Raw genomic sequence first — 19,173 nt, 5'->3', positions numbered from 1 at the left:
GGCGGGGGCGCCACCAGCGCCATAGGTGTCGGTGGTGACGGCGGCACCGGCGGTGCCGGCGGCGCCAACTTCGGCTACGGGCATGGCGGTGCCGGCGGCCTCGGCGGCTTCGGTGTCGGCACCGGCGGCGCCGGCGGCGCGGGCGGCGTGGCGGGCACCCTCACCGGCGTGGCTGTCGGCGGCGACGGTGGCGTTGGGGGCTTCTCCAATGGCACGGCCGGCGCGGGCGGCCAGGGCGGCGAGGCGGCTGCCCTGCTGGGAATTGGCCTCGGCGGTGGCGGCGGCATCGGCGGGGTGGGCATGATCACTGGCGGCACGGGCGGCCAGGGCGGGCAGGCCGCGACCATCGCCGGTCTGAGCTTCGGCGGCGTCGGGGGTCTTGGCGGTCTTAGCCTCACCGGCACCGCCGGCAATGGCGGCGCCGGTGGTGACGCAGGTGGCGTGTTCAGCTTCAGCGTGGGCGGCGACGGCGGCGACGCCGGACACGGCACCGGGCCCGCCAACGGCGGCGACGGCGGCAACGTCGGGATAGCTGTCAACGGCTCGTTCAGCCAGGGACTGCTTGGTAACGGCGGCGACGGCGGCAACGGCATCAGTCCCGGGAAGGGCGGCACCGGTGGCACCGCAGGCTTCTTTGGTGGCACCAACGGAAAGAACGGATCGCCCTAGTCCCCAAGGAATCGGCTAGTCGAACAGCCCCGCTTGGCCCAGCCCACTGACCCCGGCCGGCGGGCTCATGCCCAGATGCGTCCAGGCCAGCGCGGTGGCCACCCGGCCGCGCGGGGTACGAGCGATCATCCCGGCACGCACCAGGAATGGCTCGCACACCTCCTCCACGGTCGCCGCCTCCTCCCCTACGGCCACCGCCAGCGTGGAGACGCCGACCGGGCCGCCGCCGAAGCTGCGGGTCAGGGCGGTTAGCACCGCGCGGTCCAGCCGATCCAGGCCCAGCTCGTCGACGTCGTAGACCTCCAGCGCAGCGTTGGCGACATCGCGGGTGATGACGCCGTCGGCGCGAACCTCGGCAAAGTCACGGACCCGCCGCAGCAGCCGGTTGGCGATCCGCGGCGTTCCCCTGGAACGGCGGGCGATCTCCGCTGCGGCCTCGGCACCCAGGTGAATGCCCAGAATTCCGGCCGAACGCGTCAGCACCCGCTCCAGCTCGGCCGGTTCGTAGAAGTCCATGTGCGCGGTGAAACCGAACCGGTCGCGCAGCGGGCCGGTCAGCGCCCCGGAACGGGTGGTGGCGCCGACCAGGGTGAACGGCGCGATTTCCAACGGAATCGACGTCGCGCCGGGCCCTTTGCCGACCACCACGTCGACCCGGAAATCCTCCATCGCCAGATACAGCATCTCCTCGGCCGGGCGGGCGATGCGGTGGATCTCGTCGATGAACAGCACGTCGTGGTCGACCAGGTTGGACAGCATCGCAGCCAGGTCGCCGGCGCGCTCCAGCGCGGGTCCCGACGTCACTCGAAGCGCGGACCCCAGCTCGCCGGCGATGATCATCGCCAGCGACGTCTTGCCCAGCCCGGGCGGGCCGGACAGCAGGATGTGATCCGGTGTGCCGCCTCGGTTTCGGGCTCCTTCGATGACCAGCTGGAGCTGTTCGCGCACCCGGGGCTGGCCGATGAATTCCCGTAACGAGCGGGGCCGCAGGCTGCCGTCGATATCGCCCTCGCCGACGGCCAGCGCCGGTGAGACGTCGCGCTCGCCCGGCTCGCTCATCGCGCCTTGCCCAGCAATGCCAGGGCGGCCCGCAACGCGCCCGACGTCGTGGTCCCGGATTCTGCCGCCAGCACCTTGTCGGTGGCCTCCTCGGCCTGTTTGGCGGCAAAGCCGAGGCCGACGAGGGCCTCCACCACCGGGGTCCGCACCGCGTTGCCGTTGAGTGCGGGCGCGGCCGCCACCGCCGGGCCCACCTTGTCGCGCAACTCCAGCACCATCCGTTCGGCGCCGCGTTTGCCGATACCGGGGACTCGCGTCAACGCCGCGACATCACCGTCGGCCAATACCCGGCGCAGCGCCGCGGCGTCGTGTACTGCCAGTGTCGCCATCGCCAGCCGGGGTCCGACACCGGAGACCGACAACAGTGTCAGGAACAGGTCGCGAGTTTCCCGGTCGCCGAATCCGTACAGGGTCATCGAATCCTCGCGCACGATCATCGCCGTGACCAGCCGCGCCTCAGTCCCCTGCCGCAATGTCGCCAGCGTCGACGGTGTGGCGTTGATCCGGTATCCGACACCGGCCGCCTCAATCACCACGTGATCGAGGGCCACCTCCAGCACCTCACCACGGACCCCGGCGATCATCGCGCGGACTTCAGCTTGGCCAGATAGGCGTGACGCTGCTGTGCGGCCAGCGCCTCGGCCCGCGCGATCCGCGCGATCGTCGGGGCCCGCCAGCAATGGCAGATCGCCAGGGCCAATGCGTCGGCCGCATCGGCCGGTGTCGGTTTGGCTTGCAGGGCAAGGATTCTGGTGACCATCGCGGTGACCTGGGCCTTGTCGGCGGCACCGTTGCCGGTGACGGCGGCCTTGACCTCGCTGGGCGTGTGGAAGTGGACGTCGATGTCGCGTTTGGCCGCCGCCAGGGCGATCACCCCGCCGACCTGCGCGGTACCCATCACCGTCGTCACGTTCAGCTGGGAGAACACCCGCTCGATGGCCAGCACATCGGGGCGGTGGGTGTCCAGCCAGTGCTCGACGGCGTCATTGATGGCCAGCAGCCGCTTCGCCAGCGCCGTATCCGAGGGGGTGCGCACCACATCGACATCGAGCGCGACGAGGTCACGGCCCCGGCCGCTTTCCACCAGCGACAGCCCGCACCGCGTCAACCCGGGATCGACACCCATCACCCGCACCGCATTGCCCTTTCACACGCCCATTTTCACGTCCCGCACCGAACAGCTGTTCGAGAGCCTAGCGGGTGGTTCCGACACGGCCGAGCAGGACACGCGGTTTAACCGCGCGTCCGAAGGTAGCCCCAGTCGCATGCCTCTTATCCGGACCCGGCCCGGAGCGAAGCTGTTACGTTAGGGCGCACATCGGCTCGCGCGGGGAAGGGTTGACGTGGGATCACTGCTGGTGGTGCTCGCGGTGGCATTGTTCATCGCGTCGCTTCTCGTCCTCATCGTCGCTCTCAAGCGGCCCAAGACCGCCGCGCCGCCGGGCAGCCGCCACGATCCCCTGTCGTTCAACGCGATGCCGCAATTCGGCCCGCGCCAGCTCGGCCCCGGTGCCATCGTCAGCCACGGCGGCGTCGACTATGTGGTTCGCGGCTCAGTCACTTATCGGGAGGGACCGTTCGTCTGGTGGGAGCACCTGCTGGAGGGAGGCGACCAGCCGATGTGGTTCAGCGTCGAAGACGACGATGGGCGCCTCGAGCTGGTCATGTGGGTGAAACGCACCGACCTTGCCGTGCAACCCGACGGCGACCAGGTGATCGACGGTGTGACGTTTCAGGAATCAGAGCGCGGGCATGCCGGCTACACCACGGAGGGAACGACGGGCCTGCCCGCAGGCGGCGAGATGGACTACGTCGACTACGTCGGTTCCGGTCGGGGGTCCGACGAGATGTTGTCATTCGAGCGCTGGGCGCCCGACATGCCTTGGGAGATATCCACCGGCAAAGCGGTGCTGCCCGGCGAGCTGACCGTCTACCCCGCGCCCCCGGCGTCCACATAAGGACCATCGGTGCCGCTTCATCAGCTTGCCGTCGCTCCGGCTGACATATCGGGGGCCCGGCTGCGACTGGCCATCAACGCGCCGCCGCCCCGGCCCCTGGCCAGCCATCGGATGGACCACCCCCACGGCGGCACCCTGTTGCTCGGTGTGCTGGGGGCATCGCATGTCATCACCGTGCGCCACGGTGGCGCCACCTTTTCCGAGCAGATCTCCTGTTCGACCCGAGACCAGGGCTCGAGTCTGCCGGCGCACACCGAGGCTCCCGGCTACCGGCTCGAATCCCGTAGCGACACCCATGACGAGTCGACGTTCCGCCGTCTCGCCCACGAGCTGCGCCAGCGGTGCGCGCGCGACGATGGGTGGCTGGGCGGCATGTTTCCTGGCGATGACGCCGCGCTGACCGCGCTGGCCGCCGAACCCGACGGCACCGGCTGGCGCTGGCAGACCTGGCACCTCTACCCGAGCGGCTCCGGCGGCTCGGTGGTGTACACCGCGAGCCGGTGGCAGCCGTGAGCCGCAACCGCCTGCTTCTGATGGCCGGGGGGCTGGCCGTCGCCGCCACGGTGTCGCTGGTTTCGGGAGTAGTGCTGCTGAACCGGAACATCAGCTCATATATCGCGTCTCACTATCGCGAAGAATCCCGCGACGCCAACGGAACGCGTTACCTCTGCACGGGATCAGCACATCAGGTGGCCGACACACTGGCCCACTATCAGTCCCCCGCGGCGCGGGCGGCCAGCGGCGACAACGAATACCTGCGCTACCGCAACAACATCGTGATCGTCGGCCCCGACGGCTCCTACCCGTGCAGCATCCGCGTCGAACCACTGAGCGCGGGCTACAGCCATGGCTCATTCATCTTCCTCGGCCCGGGGTTCACCCCCGGGTCTCCGTCGGGCGGCTCCGGAGGCAGCCCCGGCGGCCCGGGCGGCAGCAAGTAGGACCAGTACCCAAAGGAGACAGCCGTGCAGCAGGCGTTACAAAAGGCGTTTCATCAGACGGGAGTCGATTTCGGCACCGTCAACATCACCCCGATCCTGCATGGCGTGGTGGCGACCATCTTGTACTTCCTGGTGGGTGCCGCCGTCCTGATCGCGGGTTTCCTGATGGTCGATGTGCTGACTCCGGGCAACCTGCGCCGCTTGGTGTTCATTGATCGGCGGCCCAACGCCGTCGTCCTGGCCGCGGCGATGTATGCGGCGCTGGCCATCGTCATCATCACCGCCATCCACACCAGTTCCAGCCAGCTGGGCCAGGGGCTGGTCGACGTCGCGGTCTACGGAGGCGTCGGGGTGGCGCTGCAGGGCGCGGCCCTGGTCATTCTCGAGATTGCCGTGCCCGGTCGCTTCCGCGAGCACGTCGAGGAACCGACGCTACACCCGGCGGCATTCGCCACGGCGGTGATGATGCTGGCCGTCGGGGGTGTGATCGCCGCCGCGCTGTCATGACAGCGACACAGCAGGCACCGGTTGCGGCCTCGCCGCGCTGGCGCGCGGTGCTGCTGGCTGCCGTCGCCGCCTGCGCGGCCTGCGGCATCGTCTACGAGCTCGCGCTGCTCACCCTGTCGGCCAGCCTGGACGGCGGTGGCATCGTCGCGACGTCGCTGATCGTCGCCGGCTACATCGCCGCACTGGGCGCCGGCGCGCTGCTGGTCAAGCCGCTGCTGTCGCGAGCGGCCATCACCTTCATCACCGTGGAGGTACTGCTGGGCATTGTCGGCGGACTGTCGGCGGCGGCGTTGTATGTGGCATTCGCTTTCATCGGCGGATCGCTGTGGGTGCTGGCGTTGTGCACCGCGCTGATCGGCGGTCTGGTTGGCGCCGAGGTGCCGCTGCTGATGACACTGCTGCAGAACGGTCGGGTGGCCGAACCGACCGACACCGGCCGGACGCTGGCCAACCTGACCGCTGCCGATTATCTTGGCGCGTTGCTCGGCGGACTCGGCTGGCCGTTTGTGCTGCTTCCGCACCTGGGCATGATCCGCGGCGCGGCCGCCACCGGCATCGTCAACCTCGTGGCCGCGGCAGTCGTGTCGGTCTTCCTGCTGCGGCGCGTCGTCGGGGTTCGCCAGTTGGTGACGGCGCTGGGCGCGCTGATCGCCGCCTTTGGGCTGCTGGTGACGCTGCTGGCGGATGCGCGCGGGATCGAGACGACCAGCCGGCAGCGACTCTACGCCGACCCGATCATCGCCTACCGGCACACGGCTTATCAGGAAATCGTGGTGACGCGGCGCGGCGACGACCTGCGGCTCTACCTCGACGGCGGATTGCAGTTCTCCACCGTGGACGAATACCGCTACACCGAAAGCCTGGTCTATCCCGCGCTCGGATCCGGTGCCCGTTCGGTGCTGGTGCTGGGCGGAGGCGACGGGCTGGCCGCCCGCGAGCTACTGCGCCAACCCGGTGTGCAGCAGATCGTCCAGATCGAACTCGACCCCGCGGTCGTCGAATTGGCGCGCACCACCATGCGCGGGACTAACGGCGGTTCGCTGGACGACCCGCGCGTGCACGTCGTGATCGACGATGCGATGAGCTGGCTGCGCGGCTCGGACCGGGGGACCTTCGACGCGATCATCGCCGATCTGCCCGACCCGGACACGCCCGTGCTGGGTCGTTTGTATTCGACCGAGTTCTACACGCTGGCCGCCCGTGCACTGGCCCCCGGCGGCCTGATGGTGGTGCAGGCGGGCAGCCCGTTCTCGACGCGGACCGCGTTCTGGCGCACGGTGTCGTCGGTGCAGGCCGCAGGGTACGCGGTGACGCCCTACCACGTTTATGTGCCCACGTTCGGTGACTGGGGCTTCGTCCTGGCGCGCCGCGGGTCCAGCGCCCCCGCGCCGACGCTGCCCAGCGACGCGCCGTCGCTGCGGTTCCTCAACCAGCGGGTGCTTGATGCGGCCACGGTGTTCCCGGGCGACGTGGCGTCGCGCCCGCTCGAGCCCTCGACCCTGGACAACCCGCGCATCGTCGAAGACATGCGGCACGGATACGACTAACCGGTGCACGGGTTCCAGACGGCAGCCCCGCCCGACCGTGTCGCTCCGGCCTGACCCATCCCGAGGGGGTGCCGCCCTATCCCGCTTGACCCCTTCACTCCTCGTCGAGGGCGGCCAACACGTCGTCGGACAAATCGACGTTGGTCCACACGTTCTGCACGTCGTCGCTGTCCTCCAGCGCGTCGACGAGCTTGAACACCTTGCGCGCGCCGTCGACATCCACCGGCACACTGACCGACGGCTGGAAACCCGCTTCCGCCGACTCGTAGTCGATACCGGCATCCTGCAGCGCGGTGCGCACCGCGACCAGATCACCCGGTTCGGCGACCACCTCGAAGCTGTCGCCCAAGTCGTTGACCTCCTCGGCACCGGCATCCAGCACCGCGGTCAGCACGTCGTCTTCGGTCAGGCCGTTCTTGTCCAGGGTGACCACGCCCTTGCGAGAGAACAGGTAGGACACCGACCCCGGATCGGCCATGGTGCCGCCATTGCGTGTCATGGCTACCCGCACCTCGCTGGCAGCCCGGTTGCGATTGTCGGTCAGGCACTCGATCAACACCGCGACGCCGTTGGGTGCGTAGCCCTCATACATGATGGTCTGCCAGTCGGCGCCACCGGCTTCCTCGCCGGCGCCGCGCTTGCGTGCCCGCTCGATGTTCTCGTTGGGCACCGAGCTCTTCTTGGCCTTCTGGATGGCGTCGTAAAGGGTGGGATTGCCCGCCGGGTCACCGCCACCGACACGGGCCGCGACCTCGATGTTCTTGATCAGCCGGGCGAACATCTTGCCGCGACGGGCGTCGATGACGGCCTTCTTGTGCTTGGTGGTGGCCCACTTGGAATGGCCGCTCATCGGTGTGGTGTACCTCTTCTGTTGCCTGTTCTGTTGCCTGAAAGTTCGACAGCCGAGTCTACGTGGACCGCGGCTGACCATTGCTCGCCCGGCTGACGCCCGGCCGCGCTGAAGCGGTTCAGCGCAGGCTTCAGCGCTGGCCGCGCACGATGTCGACGAACAACCGATGGATACGACGATCGCCGGTGATCTCCGGGTGAAACGCCGTCGCCAGCACCCGACCCTGCCGCACCGCGACGATGTGGCCCGCGGCCCGGGCCAGCACCTGCACATCCTCGCTGGCCCGCTCGACCCATGGCGCCCTGATGAACACCGCACGCACCGGATCGTCCAGGCCGGCGAACTCGATATCGCCCTCAAACGAATCCACTTGGCGCCCAAAGGCGTTGCGCCGCACGGTCATATCGATCCCACGCAGTGGCACGGCCTCACGGCCGCGCGCCCCCGCATCCAGAATCTGGCTAGCCAGCAGGATCATGCCGGCACAGGCGCCGTACGCCGGGAGTCCCTCGGCCAGTCGCTCCCGCAACGGCGCCAGCAATTCGAACTCCCGCAGCAGGTGGCTCATGGTCGTCGATTCCCCACCCGGAAGCACCAGCGCATCCACCGCAGCCAGCTCGTCGCGACGCCGGACCGGCATCGCCTCGGCTCCGGCTTCGCCCAGGGCTGCCAGATGCTCCCGGGTGTCCCCCTGCAACGCCAGGACACCGATCCTCAGCCGGCTCACGGCTGGTATCCGTGCCGATAACGGGTCAGCCCCTCCTGCATGACCGCCGCCACCAACTCACCGCGTTGGGTGAAGATTTTCCCGTGGGTGAGGGCGCGACCTCCGCCGGCCGACGGCGAGGACTGGTCGTAGAGCAGCCATTCGTCAGCGCGAAAGCCCCGCATGAACCACATCGCATGGTCCAGCGACGCCACTTGCAGGTGCTCACGCTCGTGCAGGTGATTCACCTGCGCCGATCCCAGCAATGTCAGATCGCTCATGTAGGCCAACGCGCAGATGTGCAGCACCTGATCATCGGGCAGCCGATCGTGGTGGCGGAACCACACCTGCTGCTGAGAAGCCTTGCCGGGTAAGCGCTGCAGCTGATCCCGCGGCACGATGCGCACGTCCCACTCCTCGAACTGCCGGAATCCGGCATCGTCGAACACTCGCACCGAACGCAATCCGGGCAGGTCGTCGGGTGGCGGCGCCGCCGGCATCTGGTCCTGGTGGCTGATGCCGCCCTGATGGGTCTGGAAGGACGCCCCCATGCTGAAAATGATTTCCCCATGCTGGATCGCGTTGACCCGCCTGGTGGCAAAGGATCCGCCATCGCGGGTGCGTTCCACGATGAAGACCGTGCGCGCCTTGGCATCTCCGGGCCGGAGAAAGTAGCCGTGCAACGAGTGGACTCGATACGACGGGTCGACGGTGCGCACCGCCGACACCAGCGATTGCCCCGCGACATGGCCGCCGAAAGTGCGTTGCAGGAAACCTGATTCCGGACTGAAGACGCTCCCGCGGTAGATGTTGACCTCGAGTTGCTCGAGGTCGAGGATCTCTTCGATCGCCACGAAGAATTCTTACCAGCCCCGTTCAGCGAGCCGATGCGGCTGGGCGATCTGTTCTACATTGATGCCCACCATCGGCTCGCCCAGCCCCCGCGACACCTTGGCCAACACATCCGGGTCGTCGTAGAACGTGGTGGCCTTGACAATCGCGGCCGCCCGGTGCTCGGGAGCCCCGGATTTGAAGATGCCCGAGCCAACAAAGACGCCTTCGGCGCCGAGCTGCATCATCATCGCGGCGTCGGCGGGCGTGGCGATCCCGCCGGCGGTGAACAGTGTCACCGGAAGCTTGCCGGAGCGCGCGACCTCCACCACGAGCTCGTAGGGCGCCTGCAATTCCTTTGCCGCCACGAACAACTCGTCCTCGGACAGCGACCCCAGCCGGCGGATGGCGCCGGCGATGGCCCGCATGTGCGTGGTGGCATTAGAGACGTCACCGGTGCCGGCCTCACCTTTGGAGCGGATCATGGCCGCCCCCTCGCCGATACGCCGCAGCGCCTCGCCGAGGTTGGTCGCCCCGCACACGAACGGCACGGTGAACTTCCACTTGTCGATGTGGTGGGTGTAGTCGGCGGGGGTCAGCACCTCCGACTCGTCGATGTAGTCCACACCCAGGCTCTGCAGGATCTGCGCCTCGACGAAATGGCCGATACGCACCTTAGCCATCACCGGAATGGTGACCGCGGCGATGATGCCCTCGATCAGATCGGGATCGCTCATCCGGGCGACCCCGCCCTGTGCCCGGATATCGGCGGGCACCCGTTCCAGCGCCATCACCGCGACGGCGCCGGCGCCTTCGGCGATGCGCGCCTGCTCCGGGGTGACGACATCCATGATCACGCCGCCCTTGAGCATCTCGGCCATGCCACGCTTGACCCGCGCCGTCCCGGTTGTCGGGTTGGCAGTATCCACGGTGCCTCCTTCAATCTGCGGCTACCACACCACAGCGCCACGCTGGCTTGTGTCGATAGGCCGGAGACCTTGCCGAGCAAACGACTGTCGGTGAACTCGCCAGTGTCGGACGACATTGTCGCGGTCGCGGCCCACCGGCTGCGGGTACGGCAAGAATACGGCCATCTCAGACGCAATGGCGAATCATCATTTCAGCTGCGCCTCGCAATGCATTCGGCAATCCGGGGAGCGCGTATATAGTGCTGCCATGATCGGCTGGCGAACTATGGAAAACTGATTGCTGACCCGCATGGACGATAGTTTGGATATCGACCTCGACGGCGACCAGCTGGCGAGAATGCGTGGTGAATACGGACCGGAGAAAGACGGCTGCGGACACCTGGACGTTGGCTGGCTCGACGGCGGTTGGCTTGCGCTGCTGCGCCGGTGGATGAGTGATGCACAGCGCGCCGGGGTGATCGAGCCCAACGCGATGGTGCTGGCAACCGTGGAGAACGGCAGACCGGTGAGCCGGACGGTGCTGTGCAAGATCCTCGATGATGCGGGGGTGGCGTTCTTCACCAGTTACGAATCGGAGAAGGGCGCTCACCTTGCCGCCACCCCGTTCGCATCGGCAACCTTCCCCTGGTATGAGCTAGGACGCCAAGCCCACGTTCGGGGCGCGGTCAACAAGGTCAGCGCCGAGGAGACACTTGCCTATTGGTCGGTGCGCCCCCGCGGGGCGCAGCTGGGCGCGTGGGCATCCCGGCAGTCGCGTCCCGCCATTTCCAGGGCACAGCTCGACGAACAGCTCGTCGAGGTGACACAACGATTCGAAAACCAGGACCCGATCCCGGTGCCGCCCGGGTGGGGCGGTTATCGCATCGCTCCTGAGATCGTGGAGTTTTGGCAGGGCCGCGAGAACCGTCTGCACAACCGCATCCGAATCACCAACGGCCGGCTCGAACGGTTGCAGCCCTGAGTGTTGGGCGGCATCCCTGACCCCAGGGACCCGTCACGGGGCATGTGATCGACCAAGCGGCAGCCACCGGACGGGCCGAACCGCTACGGGCTGCACCGGTGTGTGTCGCCGACGGAATTCGTCGAAGTCCGGACGCAGGTACCCGCGCTGTCATACAGTCAGTGACGTCCTTTCGGGCAGGACCTCGATTCCATTGGTTTCACTTGCCCGTGCCTGGTGGCGGCAATCAGCCTACGAGATCTCGTGGTGGCCGGGACCGCACCGGGGCGCGGCGGCAAACAGTGCTGCTCAGAAGGACATCTGCCATGAACTTCACCGTGCTACCGCCCGAGCTCAACTCGGCGCGCATGTACGGCGGCGCGGGTGTGGCCCCGATGCTGTCGGCCGCGGCCGCTTGGGATGGGCTCGCCGCAGAGTTGCAGGTCTCGGCGGCCTCGTTCGAGTCGGTCGCCTCGGGTCTGTGCGCAGCCTGGCAGGGGGCCGCGTCGACCGCGATGACGGCCGCGATGACGCCCTATCTGGCCTGGCTGAACGCGGCCGCGCAGCACGCCGGGCAGGCGGCCGGTCAGGCGCGGATGGCGGTGAGCACGTTCGAGACGGCGCTGACGGCCACGGTGCACCCGGCGATGGTCACGGCCAACCGGAGTCAGCTGATGTCGCTGATCGCATCGAACCTGCTAGGCCAGAACGCGCCGGCGATCGCGGCGACCGACGCCGAATACGAGCAGATGTGGGCCCAGAACGTGGCCGCCATGGCCGGCTATTACTCCGATGCGTCGGCGCTGGTCAGCAGGCTGACTCCGTGGCAGCAGCTGCTGCGCGCCCTGCCCACCGCGGGCCTGACAGGCCTGAACCCGGGCGCCGGGGTAATCGGTAACGCGGGCCCCCTCACGGCGCCGGCGCCGGGGCCGGGCACGGCGCTGGTGATGGGCACCGCCTTTCTCCAGCCGACATCGAGCTATGTGAGCCGCATCAGCCAGTTGTTCGTCGCCCCGATCCACCCCGGCTTCATCGCCCAAGGCCTGTATACTCCCGAGCAGTATTGGCCGCTCACCGGTCTGACGAGTCTGACGGTCGGCCAGTCGCTGGTGCAGAGCGCGAAGGTGCTCAACGACGCGATCATGGCGCAAAACGGCAACCCGACCGTGGTATTCGGCTACTCGCAGAGCGCCTCGGCCGCCACCCTGGAATTGCAGCACCTGCTGACGTTGCCCGCCGATCAGCGGCCCACTGCCGACCAGCTGTCATTTGTGCTGGCCGCCAATCCCAACCGGCCCAATGGCGGGTTCCTGGAACGCTTTCACGGCCTGTATATCCCGATTCTGGATCTGCCGTTCTTCGGCGCGACTCCGGCCAACGCCTATCCGACCACCGACTACGCGATCCAATACGACTTCCAGGCCGATTTTCCGCGGTACCCGCTCAATCTCCTGGCCGACGCCAACGCCCTGGCGGGCCAGTTCTATATCCATTCCAGCTATCCGGACCTCACACCCGCCCAGATCGCTTCCGGTGTGATGCAGCCCGTGTCGCCCGCCGACACCATGACCAAATACATTCTGATTCCCACCCACGATCTGCCGCTGCTGAACCCGCTGCGCGCCGTCCCCATCCTGGGCAACCCGCTGGCCGACCTGGTGCAGCCGGATCTGCGGGTGCTCGTGGAACTGGGCTACGACCGCACCGCATATCAGGATGTGCCGACTCCCGCGGGGCTGTTCCCGCACTTCGACCCCCTGACCGTTGCCGGCCAATTAGTCGACGGAGCCGGCCAGGGCGTATACGACGCACTCATAGACCTGGGACTGCCGCCACCGGCCATCCCCCAACCCCACTAATTCTGCGCTGCTGACCGGGATACGTTGTAGGACAACGGATTTGCCCTTTGTCCACCTGACCGCGCCGCGAGACGATGCCGACGGCCACCAACGTGGCGAGGTGCACGGCCACTGATCGGTATTTCGAAAGACATTCGCCGCGTGGCTATTTCGGGCCAAAACTGCAGCATTAGCGAAGTTACGCAAATACCCGCGGGCCGCGGGCGGCGCTCGTATACTGGCTGTTTATCGCGGGGGTGCGCTGCTGAGAAAGGCGAATAGCGATGAATTTCGCTGTATTGCCCCCGGAAATCAATTCGGCGCGTATGTATTCCGGCGCCGGCCTCGGGCCGATGTTGGCGGCTGCCACAGCATGGGACGGGCTGGCTGCCGAGTTGGGTTCGGCGGCGACCTCGTTTGAGTCGTTGACCTCGGGATTGGTAGGTGGACCGTGGCAGGGCGCTGCATCGACGGCGATGCTGGACGCGGCTGCACTCTATATGGGCTGGTTGCAGGCGACGGCCGGCCACGCCGGGCAGGCGGCCGCCCAGGCCCGATTTGCGGTAAGCGCGTTCGAAGCGGCGCAGCCCGCGACCGTACATCCGGCGATCATCGCGGCTAATCGGTCTCAGTTGGTGTCGCTGGTGATGTCGAACCTATTCGGGCAAAACGCACCGGCGATCGCGTTCGCCGAGGCCACATACGAGCAGATGTGGGCTCAGGACGTGGCCGCCATGCTGGGCTATCACCTAAGCGCCTCGGCCGCTGCGGCGAGCTTGCCGCCCTGGCAGGAACTGCCACAACACTTGGCCGATATGGCCAACAGCACGGTTGCCAGCTGGAATCTGCCGAACGTCAATGTGGGCGGCGGAAATACGGGCAGCTTCAACATCGGCACCGGAAACACCGGCAACTTCAACATCGGCAACAACAACACCGGCAATTTCAACATCGGCAACGCCAACTTTGGCAGTTTCAACCTCGGCTTTGACAACATCGGCAACTTCAACGCGGGTTGGAACAACTATGTCAACGCAAACATCGGCACCCGCAACGTCGGCCAATTCAACATCGGTTACGAAAACGCTGGTACGGCGAACGTCGGTATCTGGAACGTCGGCGAGCGCAATATCGGCCTCGTCAATATCGGCGAGGGTTGGATCGGCTACGCCAACCCCCAAAACGGCGACGTCGGCGTCACTAGCGTGCTCGAAAGGCTGGGGGGCGGCGGAGCGGTGTTCACCCTGGGCGGCACGGCACTCAGCCCGCTACCCAGGCTCGGCTACAGCCTGGCAGTCACGGGCCTCTACGTCGAGCCTGTCCACGCGGGTTCCACCGCGTTTCCCATCGACTTCAAAGTGGAGCCCTCGAAGCTGTGGCCGTTAACCGGTCTGGGCAGCTTAAGCCTCGATCAGTCGGTGGCCCGGGGCGTCGCCGATCTGAACGCGGCGATCATGGAGCAATTTGTGGCGGGAAGCAACACCGTGGTCCTGGGCTACTCGCAGAGCGCGGTAGTGGTCGGCCAAGAACTGCGTTATCTCGCGACTTTGCCGGCCGACCAACGACCGACCTTGACCGATCTGTCGTTCGTGCTGATCGGTGATCCCTCCAACCCCAACGGCGGCGTCCTTTCCCGCTTCCCCGGGGTGCACATACCGTTCCTGGATTTCACGTTCTTTCCGGCGACTCCGGCCAATGTTTATCCGACCACTGTGTACACCTTGGAATACAGCGGGATCGGTGACTTTCCGCAATACCCGATCAATATTCTGTCGGATGTCAACGCCGTCGCGGGCGCACTCTTTCTGCATTCCCAATATCCGGGTCTGACTCCCGAATACGTTGCTACGGGCGTGGTTCAGCCGGTGACGCCCGGATCGCTGAGCACTTACATCATGATTCCCGTTCAGGACCTCCCGATATTGGGTCCGCTGCGCCAGCTCCCGTTCGTCGGGGAGCCGCTGGCCGATCTGATCCAGCCCAACTTGAAGGTGCTGGTGAACTGGGGCTACGGCAACCTCGAACACGGTTACAGCCAGGGACCGGCCGACGTTCCCACACCCGCCGGGCTCTTCCCCGACATCAGCCTGTTCGACGTGGCCGCGGCATTGCAGCGCGGCACCGTGCAAGGCATCAACGACTTTCTGGTCGATCTGGGGCTGCCGCCGACGTCATCGTGGTTGCCCCGGTTCCCCTGAGGTTGGATCCCGGCCCGCCGCGGAACCGTTCGCGGATCAGTGGATAGGCTGGGGCGCAACGAGATTCGCCGCCCCGCCCGATGTTTCGGCCAGCCGGTTGGCTTCGGGCAGCAGCTCACCGAGCTGCAACGGGTACACCTGCTCGCCGGTGGCCACCAACTGCGCGATGTCGGCCGTGCTGCACCAGCGGGCACCGTGAATATAGCGGCGCTCCAGCTCGGTCCGCCCCTCGATAGACGGCTCGAACCGCTGGGTGCGATACACCAGGTAGAACTCTTCGCTGTTGAGCACCGAGCCGTTGAATTCGAAGACGTCGCGGCGCCGCCAGATGGGCCCGACCAGCTCGGCCGGCTCGACCTGCAGCCCGGTTTCTTCGGCCAGCTCACGCGCGGCCGCCTGGGCCAGCGGCTCACCGGTGCGCACTTCACCGCCGACGGTGAACCACCACCGCGGCGGCACCGAACCATGCGGGTCCGGCGCCGCCGGATCCGATCCGCACAGCAACAGCACCGCGCCGGTCTCGTCCAGCAGTACCACGCGCGCCGAGGTGCGCCGGGTCGCATTACCCCGGCCGCCCCGGTCGCTGTGGGCCAGCGCGTGGGGACGCTCGGCGATTTCGAAATACGTTGGCAGCGGAGCTCTTCCACCCAGGCGGAACGCGCGCACCATGCGCCGCTCGCGCAGCACGAGGGTGTCACGGACGGCGTCGTTGTGGAATCTGCGGGCCAGGACCACCCGGGCTTCGGCGTCGGCCAGCTCGGTAACCAGGGCTGTTGGCAGCGATGCCGGGCCCACCACCGCCAACGCGGCGGAGAGCTCGTTTTCCGCCGACTCACGCGCCTGCCGCGGGGCGCGCTCGGCGGCATCGGCCAGTTCCACCAACCGCCGGCCCTCGGGCGTATCGCCGTAAGCCTCGATAGCCACCGCGCGCGCCACCACCGCGCGCCGCGCCAGGGCACCGTCGAGCGCCTGCCAGGACAAGTCGCAGCGGACGTGCAGCCGGTCCAGCCGGTTGGCCCGTTGATAACCCCAGGCGCCGAACACCACCAGCACCACGAGCAGCACCGCGACGACGACAAGCAGCCACGTCATCAGCTGGCGACCTGCACCTTGACGCCCGAACCGGCGACCGTCTCGTATACCCGCATGATCTGATTGGCCACCACCGACCAGTCGTAACGACGCACCGCGTCAGCACCGGCGGCGATGTAGCGGCGCCGCAGCGCGTCGTCGGCGAGCACCCGGATCAGCGCATCAGCCAGCGCGGCGGCCTGCACATCCGGGGGGTCGACCGGAACCAGACACCCCACCTCCCCGCCTTGGAGCACGCGCCGGAAGGCATCCAGGTCGCTGGCCACCACCGGCGTGCCGGCGGCCATGGCCTCGACTAGGACGATCCCGAAACTCTCGCCGCCGGTGTTGGGCGCGCAATACACGTCGGCGCTGCGCATCGCCGAGGCCTTTCCGGCGTCGTCGACCTGGCCCAGGAAGCGCATGTGGTTCGCCAGCGGACCTGCTTGGCTGCGCAACTGGTCCTCGTCACCGCGGCCGACGATCAGCAGCTGAACGTCCGGAAAGCGCTGCGCCACGGAAGGCAGGGCGGCCAGCAGCACGGCTATGCCTTTGCGGGGCTCGTCGTAGCGACCCAGGAACAGCACCGTCTTGCCCGGCCGAGGATATCCGTCCAACGGCGCCGCCGAGGCGAAGAACTCCACGTCCACACCGTTGGGAATCTCCACCGCGTCCGAACCCAGCGCCTCCATCTGCCAGCGCCGGGCCAGATCCGACACCGCGATCCGCCCGACGATCTTTTCGTGCATCGGCCGCAGAATGCCCTGGAACACCGTCAGGGTCAGCGATTTGGTGGTCGAGGTGTGAAACGTCGCCACGATCGGACCTTCGGCGATGTTCAGGGCCAGCATTGACAGGCTCGGCGCATTGGGCTCGTGCAGGTGCAGGACGTCGAAATCACCTTCGGACAGCCACTTTTTGACCTTGCGGTGGGTCGCCGGGCCGAACCGCAGCCGCGCCACCGACCCGTTGTAGGGAATCGGCACCGCCTTGCCGCCGGAGACGACATAGTCGGGCAGGGCGGCATGCGGCGACGCCGGAGCGAGCACGCTGACCTCATGCCCGCGCGCGCGCATCACCTCCGCGAGTTGCAGCACATGCGACTGCACGCCACCCGCTACGTCGAACGAGTACGGACAGACCATGCCGATGCGCATCAGGCTTTCCTCAATTGGGGCCTCAATTGGGCCTGAGATTGGGCCCCAGCCGGGCCCGCCGGGCATCCGACAGGTCAGCCAACCACTGCGGCTGCAACATGTGCCAGTCCGCAGGGTGCTCGGCTATGTTGGCCGCGAACCGGTCGGCCAGCGCCTGGATGATGGCGCCGACGTCACCGCTGGCGCAGTCCACCGCCGGATACACCCGAAAGCCCCAACCGTTGGGTTCGAACCAGCAGTGCGCCGGCAATAACGCCGCTCCAGTCTCGATGGCCAGCTTGGCCGGCCCCGCGGGCATCCGGGTGGGTTCACCGAAGAAGTCGACCTGGACGCCGTTGCGGGTCAGGTCTCTTTCGGCCATCAGGCAGACCACCCGGTTGATCCGCAGCCGCTCGCACAGCATCGCGAAGGGGGGCTTGGCGCCTCCGGACAGCGGGAGCACTTCAAAACCGAGGCTTTCCCGATACTCGATGAAACGCCGATACAACGACTCGGGTTTGAGTCGTTCCGCGACGGTGGTGAACGTGCCGTACGTCTGCGCCAGCCACATGCCGGCCATGTCCCAGTTTCCGCTGTGCGGCAGCGCGACCACAACACCGCGGCTTGCGGCCAGTGCGGCATCCAGGTTGTCGATGCCCTGGAACGAGTTATCGATCTGGCGGGCCAACTTGCGGTGGTTCATCGTCGGTAACCGGAACGCCTCGCGCCAGTAGCGGGCGTAGGACTCCAACGAGGCCCGCATCAAGGTGCCTGGGACGTCAGCGGGTCGCACGCCGACGACCCGGGCCAGGTTCTTGCGCAATTGCTGCGGCCCGCCGCGGCGCGCCGCGTAATGCGCCCCGGCGTCGAACACGTTGCGCGCGGCAAACTCCGGCATGGCGCGCACGACCTGCCAGCCCGCCGCGTACGCCAAGTCGCTGGCGCGGCCGGTCAGAAGACGCCGCGTGCCCTCGGCCAATTGCAGGCCGCCCGGGGTGGCGATCACCGCTGCTTCTTTCCGGCGTCATTCCGCTTGGCATGGCCGTGGGGTTCGGTTCCACCGCCCGGCGCCGGGATGCGATCGGTGGCCCCCGGTGAGATCCACACCGTGTGCAACCGCTGACCCAGGGTGATCACACTGGCCACCGCCAGCAGCCACATCGCCACGGGCAATGCCGGGGGCCACGCGATGAACGGGAAGTCCGACACCCCCGCGCCGACCAGCACGATGATCAACCGCTCCGGTCGTTCGATGATGCCGCCGTCGCCACGCAGGCCGCTGGCTTCGGCCCGCGCCTTGATGTAGGAAATCACCTGCGAGGTGACCAAGCAGATCAACGTCGCCACCACCAGCAGACGGTCGCGCATGCCGAACGCGATCCACCACAGCAGTCCGCTGAACACCGCACCGTCACTGATGCGGTCGCACGCGGCATCCAGCACCGCGCCGAACCGGGTGCCACCGCCGCGTTGCCGGGCCATGGCCCCGTCCAACATGTCGAACAGCACGAAGAACCAGACCACGCAGGCACCGGGAAACAGCTTGCCCATCGGGAACAGCACCAGTGCCCCGGCCACCGAAGCCGTGGTGCCGATGATGGTGACCGCATCGGGTGTCAGGCCGATCCGCAGCAGCGCCCGGGCGAGCGGGTCGGTGATCCGCGCGAAGGCCGCCCGGGACAGGAACGGCACCTTACTCATGCGCGCCGCTCCTCCTCATCGCTGCGCTCCGCATCGTCGCCGCCGCAACTCATGCGCGCCGCTCCTCCTCATCGCTGCGCTCCGCATCGTCGCCGCCGCAACTCATGCGCGCCGCTCCTCCTCATCGCTGCGCTCCGCATCGTCGCCGCCGCAACTCATGCGCGCCGCTCCTCCTCATCGCTGCGCTCCGCATCGTCGCCGCCGCAACTCATGCGCGCCGCTCCTCCTCATCGCTGCGCTCCGCATCGTCGCCGCCGCAACTCATGCGCGCCGCTCCTCCTCATCGCTGCGC

Annotated in this window: 19 protein-coding genes and 1 pseudogene; 9 read left to right on the top strand and 11 right to left on the bottom strand. The window is 67.5% G+C overall.

Features of this window, described 5'->3' with window-relative positions:
* Nucleotides 1-669 (top strand): annotated as a pseudogene (locus EET13_RS11140) (PE family protein); the annotation flags it as partial.
* A gap of 15 nt (nt 670-684) precedes the next feature.
* On the opposite strand, the gene ruvB reads toward EET13_RS11140, so the two are convergent.
* Genes ruvB through ruvC form a run of 3 tightly spaced genes read right to left on the bottom strand, consistent with a single transcriptional unit; the run spans nt 685 to nt 2,863 of the window.
* A complete protein-coding gene (gene ruvB, locus EET13_RS11135) occupies nt 685-1,728 on the bottom strand; it encodes a Holliday junction branch migration DNA helicase RuvB (protein WP_122442340.1) in 1,044 nt (347 codons plus the stop codon).
* Nucleotides 1,725-2,312 (bottom strand): Holliday junction branch migration protein RuvA, encoded by a 588-nt coding sequence (ruvA, locus tag EET13_RS11130; protein ID WP_122442339.1) that lies wholly within the window; start codon nt 2,310-2,312, stop codon nt 1,725-1,727. Before ruvA ends, ruvB begins: the two co-directional genes overlap by 4 nt.
* A complete protein-coding gene (gene ruvC, locus EET13_RS11125; protein WP_122442338.1) occupies nt 2,309-2,863 on the bottom strand; it encodes a crossover junction endodeoxyribonuclease RuvC in 555 nt (184 codons plus the stop codon). The genes ruvA and ruvC overlap by 4 nt, the downstream gene beginning before the upstream one ends.
* Before the next feature lie 208 nt (nt 2,864-3,071).
* Here ruvC and EET13_RS11120 point away from each other — a divergent pair, with 208 nt between their 5' ends.
* The 5 genes from EET13_RS11120 to EET13_RS11100 are packed head-to-tail and all read left to right on the top strand — an operon-like array spanning nt 3,072 to nt 6,681.
* A complete protein-coding gene (locus EET13_RS11120) occupies nt 3,072-3,686 on the top strand; it encodes a DUF4178 domain-containing protein (RefSeq protein ID WP_122442337.1) in 615 nt (204 codons plus the stop codon).
* 9 nt (nt 3,687-3,695) lie between these two features.
* On the top strand, nt 3,696-4,199 hold the full coding sequence (locus EET13_RS11115; RefSeq protein WP_122442336.1) for a DUF2617 family protein: 504 nt from the start codon (nt 3,696-3,698) through the stop codon (nt 4,197-4,199).
* Nucleotides 4,196-4,627 carry a DUF4247 domain-containing protein gene (locus EET13_RS11110; RefSeq protein ID WP_122442346.1) on the top strand — a complete coding sequence of 144 codons (432 nt, stop codon included), beginning with the start codon at nt 4,196-4,198 and terminating at the stop codon, nt 4,625-4,627. Before EET13_RS11115 ends, EET13_RS11110 begins: the two co-directional genes overlap by 4 nt.
* A gap of 24 nt (nt 4,628-4,651) precedes the next feature.
* Nucleotides 4,652-5,134, top strand: a complete 483-nt coding sequence (locus EET13_RS11105; RefSeq protein WP_211186409.1) for a DUF350 domain-containing protein — start codon at nt 4,652-4,654, stop codon at nt 5,132-5,134.
* Nucleotides 5,131-6,681 carry a polyamine aminopropyltransferase gene (locus EET13_RS11100; RefSeq protein ID WP_122442335.1) on the top strand — a complete coding sequence of 517 codons (1,551 nt, stop codon included), beginning with the start codon at nt 5,131-5,133 and terminating at the stop codon, nt 6,679-6,681. Before EET13_RS11105 ends, EET13_RS11100 begins: the two co-directional genes overlap by 4 nt.
* Nucleotides 6,682-6,775: 94 nt before the next feature.
* Here the strand turns inward: EET13_RS11100 and EET13_RS11095 are convergent, their stop codons facing one another.
* The 4 genes from EET13_RS11095 to pdxS form a co-directional block, all read right to left on the bottom strand.
* Nucleotides 6,776-7,531, bottom strand: coding sequence for a YebC/PmpR family DNA-binding transcriptional regulator (locus EET13_RS11095; protein ID WP_122442334.1), 756 nt, complete (start codon nt 7,529-7,531; stop codon nt 6,776-6,778).
* A 130-nt stretch (nt 7,532-7,661) separates the two neighbouring features.
* Complete coding sequence (pdxT, locus tag EET13_RS11090) at nt 7,662-8,258, bottom strand: pyridoxal 5'-phosphate synthase glutaminase subunit PdxT (protein WP_122442333.1); 597 nt, start codon at nt 8,256-8,258, stop codon at nt 7,662-7,664.
* The gene (gene tesB, locus EET13_RS11085) at nt 8,255-9,091 is read right to left on the bottom strand and encodes an acyl-CoA thioesterase II (protein WP_122442332.1); all 837 of its coding nucleotides are present in this window, start codon (nt 9,089-9,091) and stop codon (nt 8,255-8,257) included. The genes pdxT and tesB overlap by 4 nt, the downstream gene beginning before the upstream one ends.
* Before the next feature lie 9 nt (nt 9,092-9,100).
* Nucleotides 9,101-9,997: a pyridoxal 5'-phosphate synthase lyase subunit PdxS gene (gene pdxS / locus EET13_RS11080; RefSeq protein WP_122442331.1), complete on the bottom strand. Its 897-nt coding sequence runs from the start codon at nt 9,995-9,997 to the stop codon at nt 9,101-9,103.
* A 289-nt stretch (nt 9,998-10,286) separates the two neighbouring features.
* Between pdxS and pdxH the strand changes: the two genes are divergently transcribed.
* From pdxH to EET13_RS11065, 3 genes are all read left to right on the top strand, one after another.
* Complete coding sequence (gene pdxH, locus EET13_RS11075; protein WP_122442330.1) at nt 10,287-10,958, top strand: pyridoxamine 5'-phosphate oxidase; 672 nt, start codon at nt 10,287-10,289, stop codon at nt 10,956-10,958.
* Nucleotides 10,959-11,263: 305 nt separating this feature from the next.
* A complete protein-coding gene (locus EET13_RS11070) occupies nt 11,264-12,796 on the top strand; it encodes a PPE family protein (protein WP_122442329.1) in 1,533 nt (510 codons plus the stop codon).
* Nucleotides 12,797-13,059: 263 nt separating this feature from the next.
* Nucleotides 13,060-14,973, top strand: a complete 1,914-nt coding sequence (locus EET13_RS11065; RefSeq protein ID WP_122442328.1) for a PE-PPE domain-containing protein — start codon at nt 13,060-13,062, stop codon at nt 14,971-14,973.
* A gap of 36 nt (nt 14,974-15,009) precedes the next feature.
* Here EET13_RS11065 and EET13_RS11060 read toward each other — a convergent pair whose 3' ends face one another.
* Genes EET13_RS11060 through pgsA form a run of 4 tightly spaced genes read right to left on the bottom strand, consistent with a single transcriptional unit; the run spans nt 15,010 to nt 18,881 of the window.
* On the bottom strand, nt 15,010-16,065 hold the full coding sequence (locus EET13_RS11060; protein WP_122442327.1) for an NUDIX hydrolase: 1,056 nt from the start codon (nt 16,063-16,065) through the stop codon (nt 15,010-15,012).
* Nucleotides 16,065-17,201, bottom strand: a complete 1,137-nt coding sequence (locus EET13_RS11055; RefSeq protein ID WP_122442326.1) for a glycosyltransferase family 4 protein — start codon at nt 17,199-17,201, stop codon at nt 16,065-16,067. Before EET13_RS11055 ends, EET13_RS11060 begins: the two co-directional genes overlap by 1 nt.
* 22 nt (nt 17,202-17,223) lie before the next feature.
* Complete coding sequence (locus EET13_RS11050) at nt 17,224-18,186, bottom strand: phosphatidylinositol mannoside acyltransferase (protein WP_122442325.1); 963 nt, start codon at nt 18,184-18,186, stop codon at nt 17,224-17,226.
* The gene (gene pgsA, locus EET13_RS11045) at nt 18,183-18,881 is read right to left on the bottom strand and encodes a phosphatidylinositol phosphate synthase (RefSeq protein WP_122442324.1); all 699 of its coding nucleotides are present in this window, start codon (nt 18,879-18,881) and stop codon (nt 18,183-18,185) included. Before pgsA ends, EET13_RS11050 begins: the two co-directional genes overlap by 4 nt.
* Between the last annotated feature and the right edge of the window lie 292 nt (nt 18,882-19,173).

The sequence above is a fragment of the Mycobacterium attenuatum genome, assembly GCF_900566085.1.
Lineage (GTDB): Bacteria > Actinomycetota > Actinomycetes > Mycobacteriales > Mycobacteriaceae > Mycobacterium > Mycobacterium attenuatum.
The sequence above is the reverse complement of the archived record's forward strand: the minus strand, read 5'-3'. Positions and strand labels throughout refer to the sequence as shown.

Excerpts from the sequence above, each read along its gene's own strand:
- EET13_RS11095 (WP_122442334.1), bottom strand. The coding sequence starts at position 7,531 with ATGAGCGGCCATTCCAAGTGGGCCACCACCAAGCACAAGAAGGCCGTC.
- pgsA (WP_122442324.1), bottom strand. The coding sequence starts at position 18,881 with ATGAGTAAGGTGCCGTTCCTGTCCCGGGCGGCCTTCGCGCGGATCACC.
- EET13_RS11060 (WP_122442327.1), bottom strand. The coding sequence starts at position 16,065 with ATGACGTGGCTGCTTGTCGTCGTCGCGGTGCTGCTCGTGGTGCTGGTG.
- EET13_RS11070 (WP_122442329.1), top strand. The coding sequence starts at position 11,264 with ATGAACTTCACCGTGCTACCGCCCGAGCTCAACTCGGCGCGCATGTAC.
- pdxH (WP_122442330.1), top strand. The coding sequence starts at position 10,287 with ATGGACGATAGTTTGGATATCGACCTCGACGGCGACCAGCTGGCGAGA.
- ruvA (WP_122442339.1), bottom strand. The coding sequence starts at position 2,312 with ATGATCGCCGGGGTCCGTGGTGAGGTGCTGGAGGTGGCCCTCGATCAC.
- EET13_RS11100 (WP_122442335.1), top strand. The coding sequence starts at position 5,131 with ATGACAGCGACACAGCAGGCACCGGTTGCGGCCTCGCCGCGCTGGCGC.
- EET13_RS11065 (WP_122442328.1), top strand. The coding sequence starts at position 13,060 with ATGAATTTCGCTGTATTGCCCCCGGAAATCAATTCGGCGCGTATGTAT.
- EET13_RS11055 (WP_122442326.1), bottom strand. The coding sequence starts at position 17,201 with ATGCGCATCGGCATGGTCTGTCCGTACTCGTTCGACGTAGCGGGTGGC.
- ruvB (WP_122442340.1), bottom strand. The coding sequence starts at position 1,728 with ATGAGCGAGCCGGGCGAGCGCGACGTCTCACCGGCGCTGGCCGTCGGC.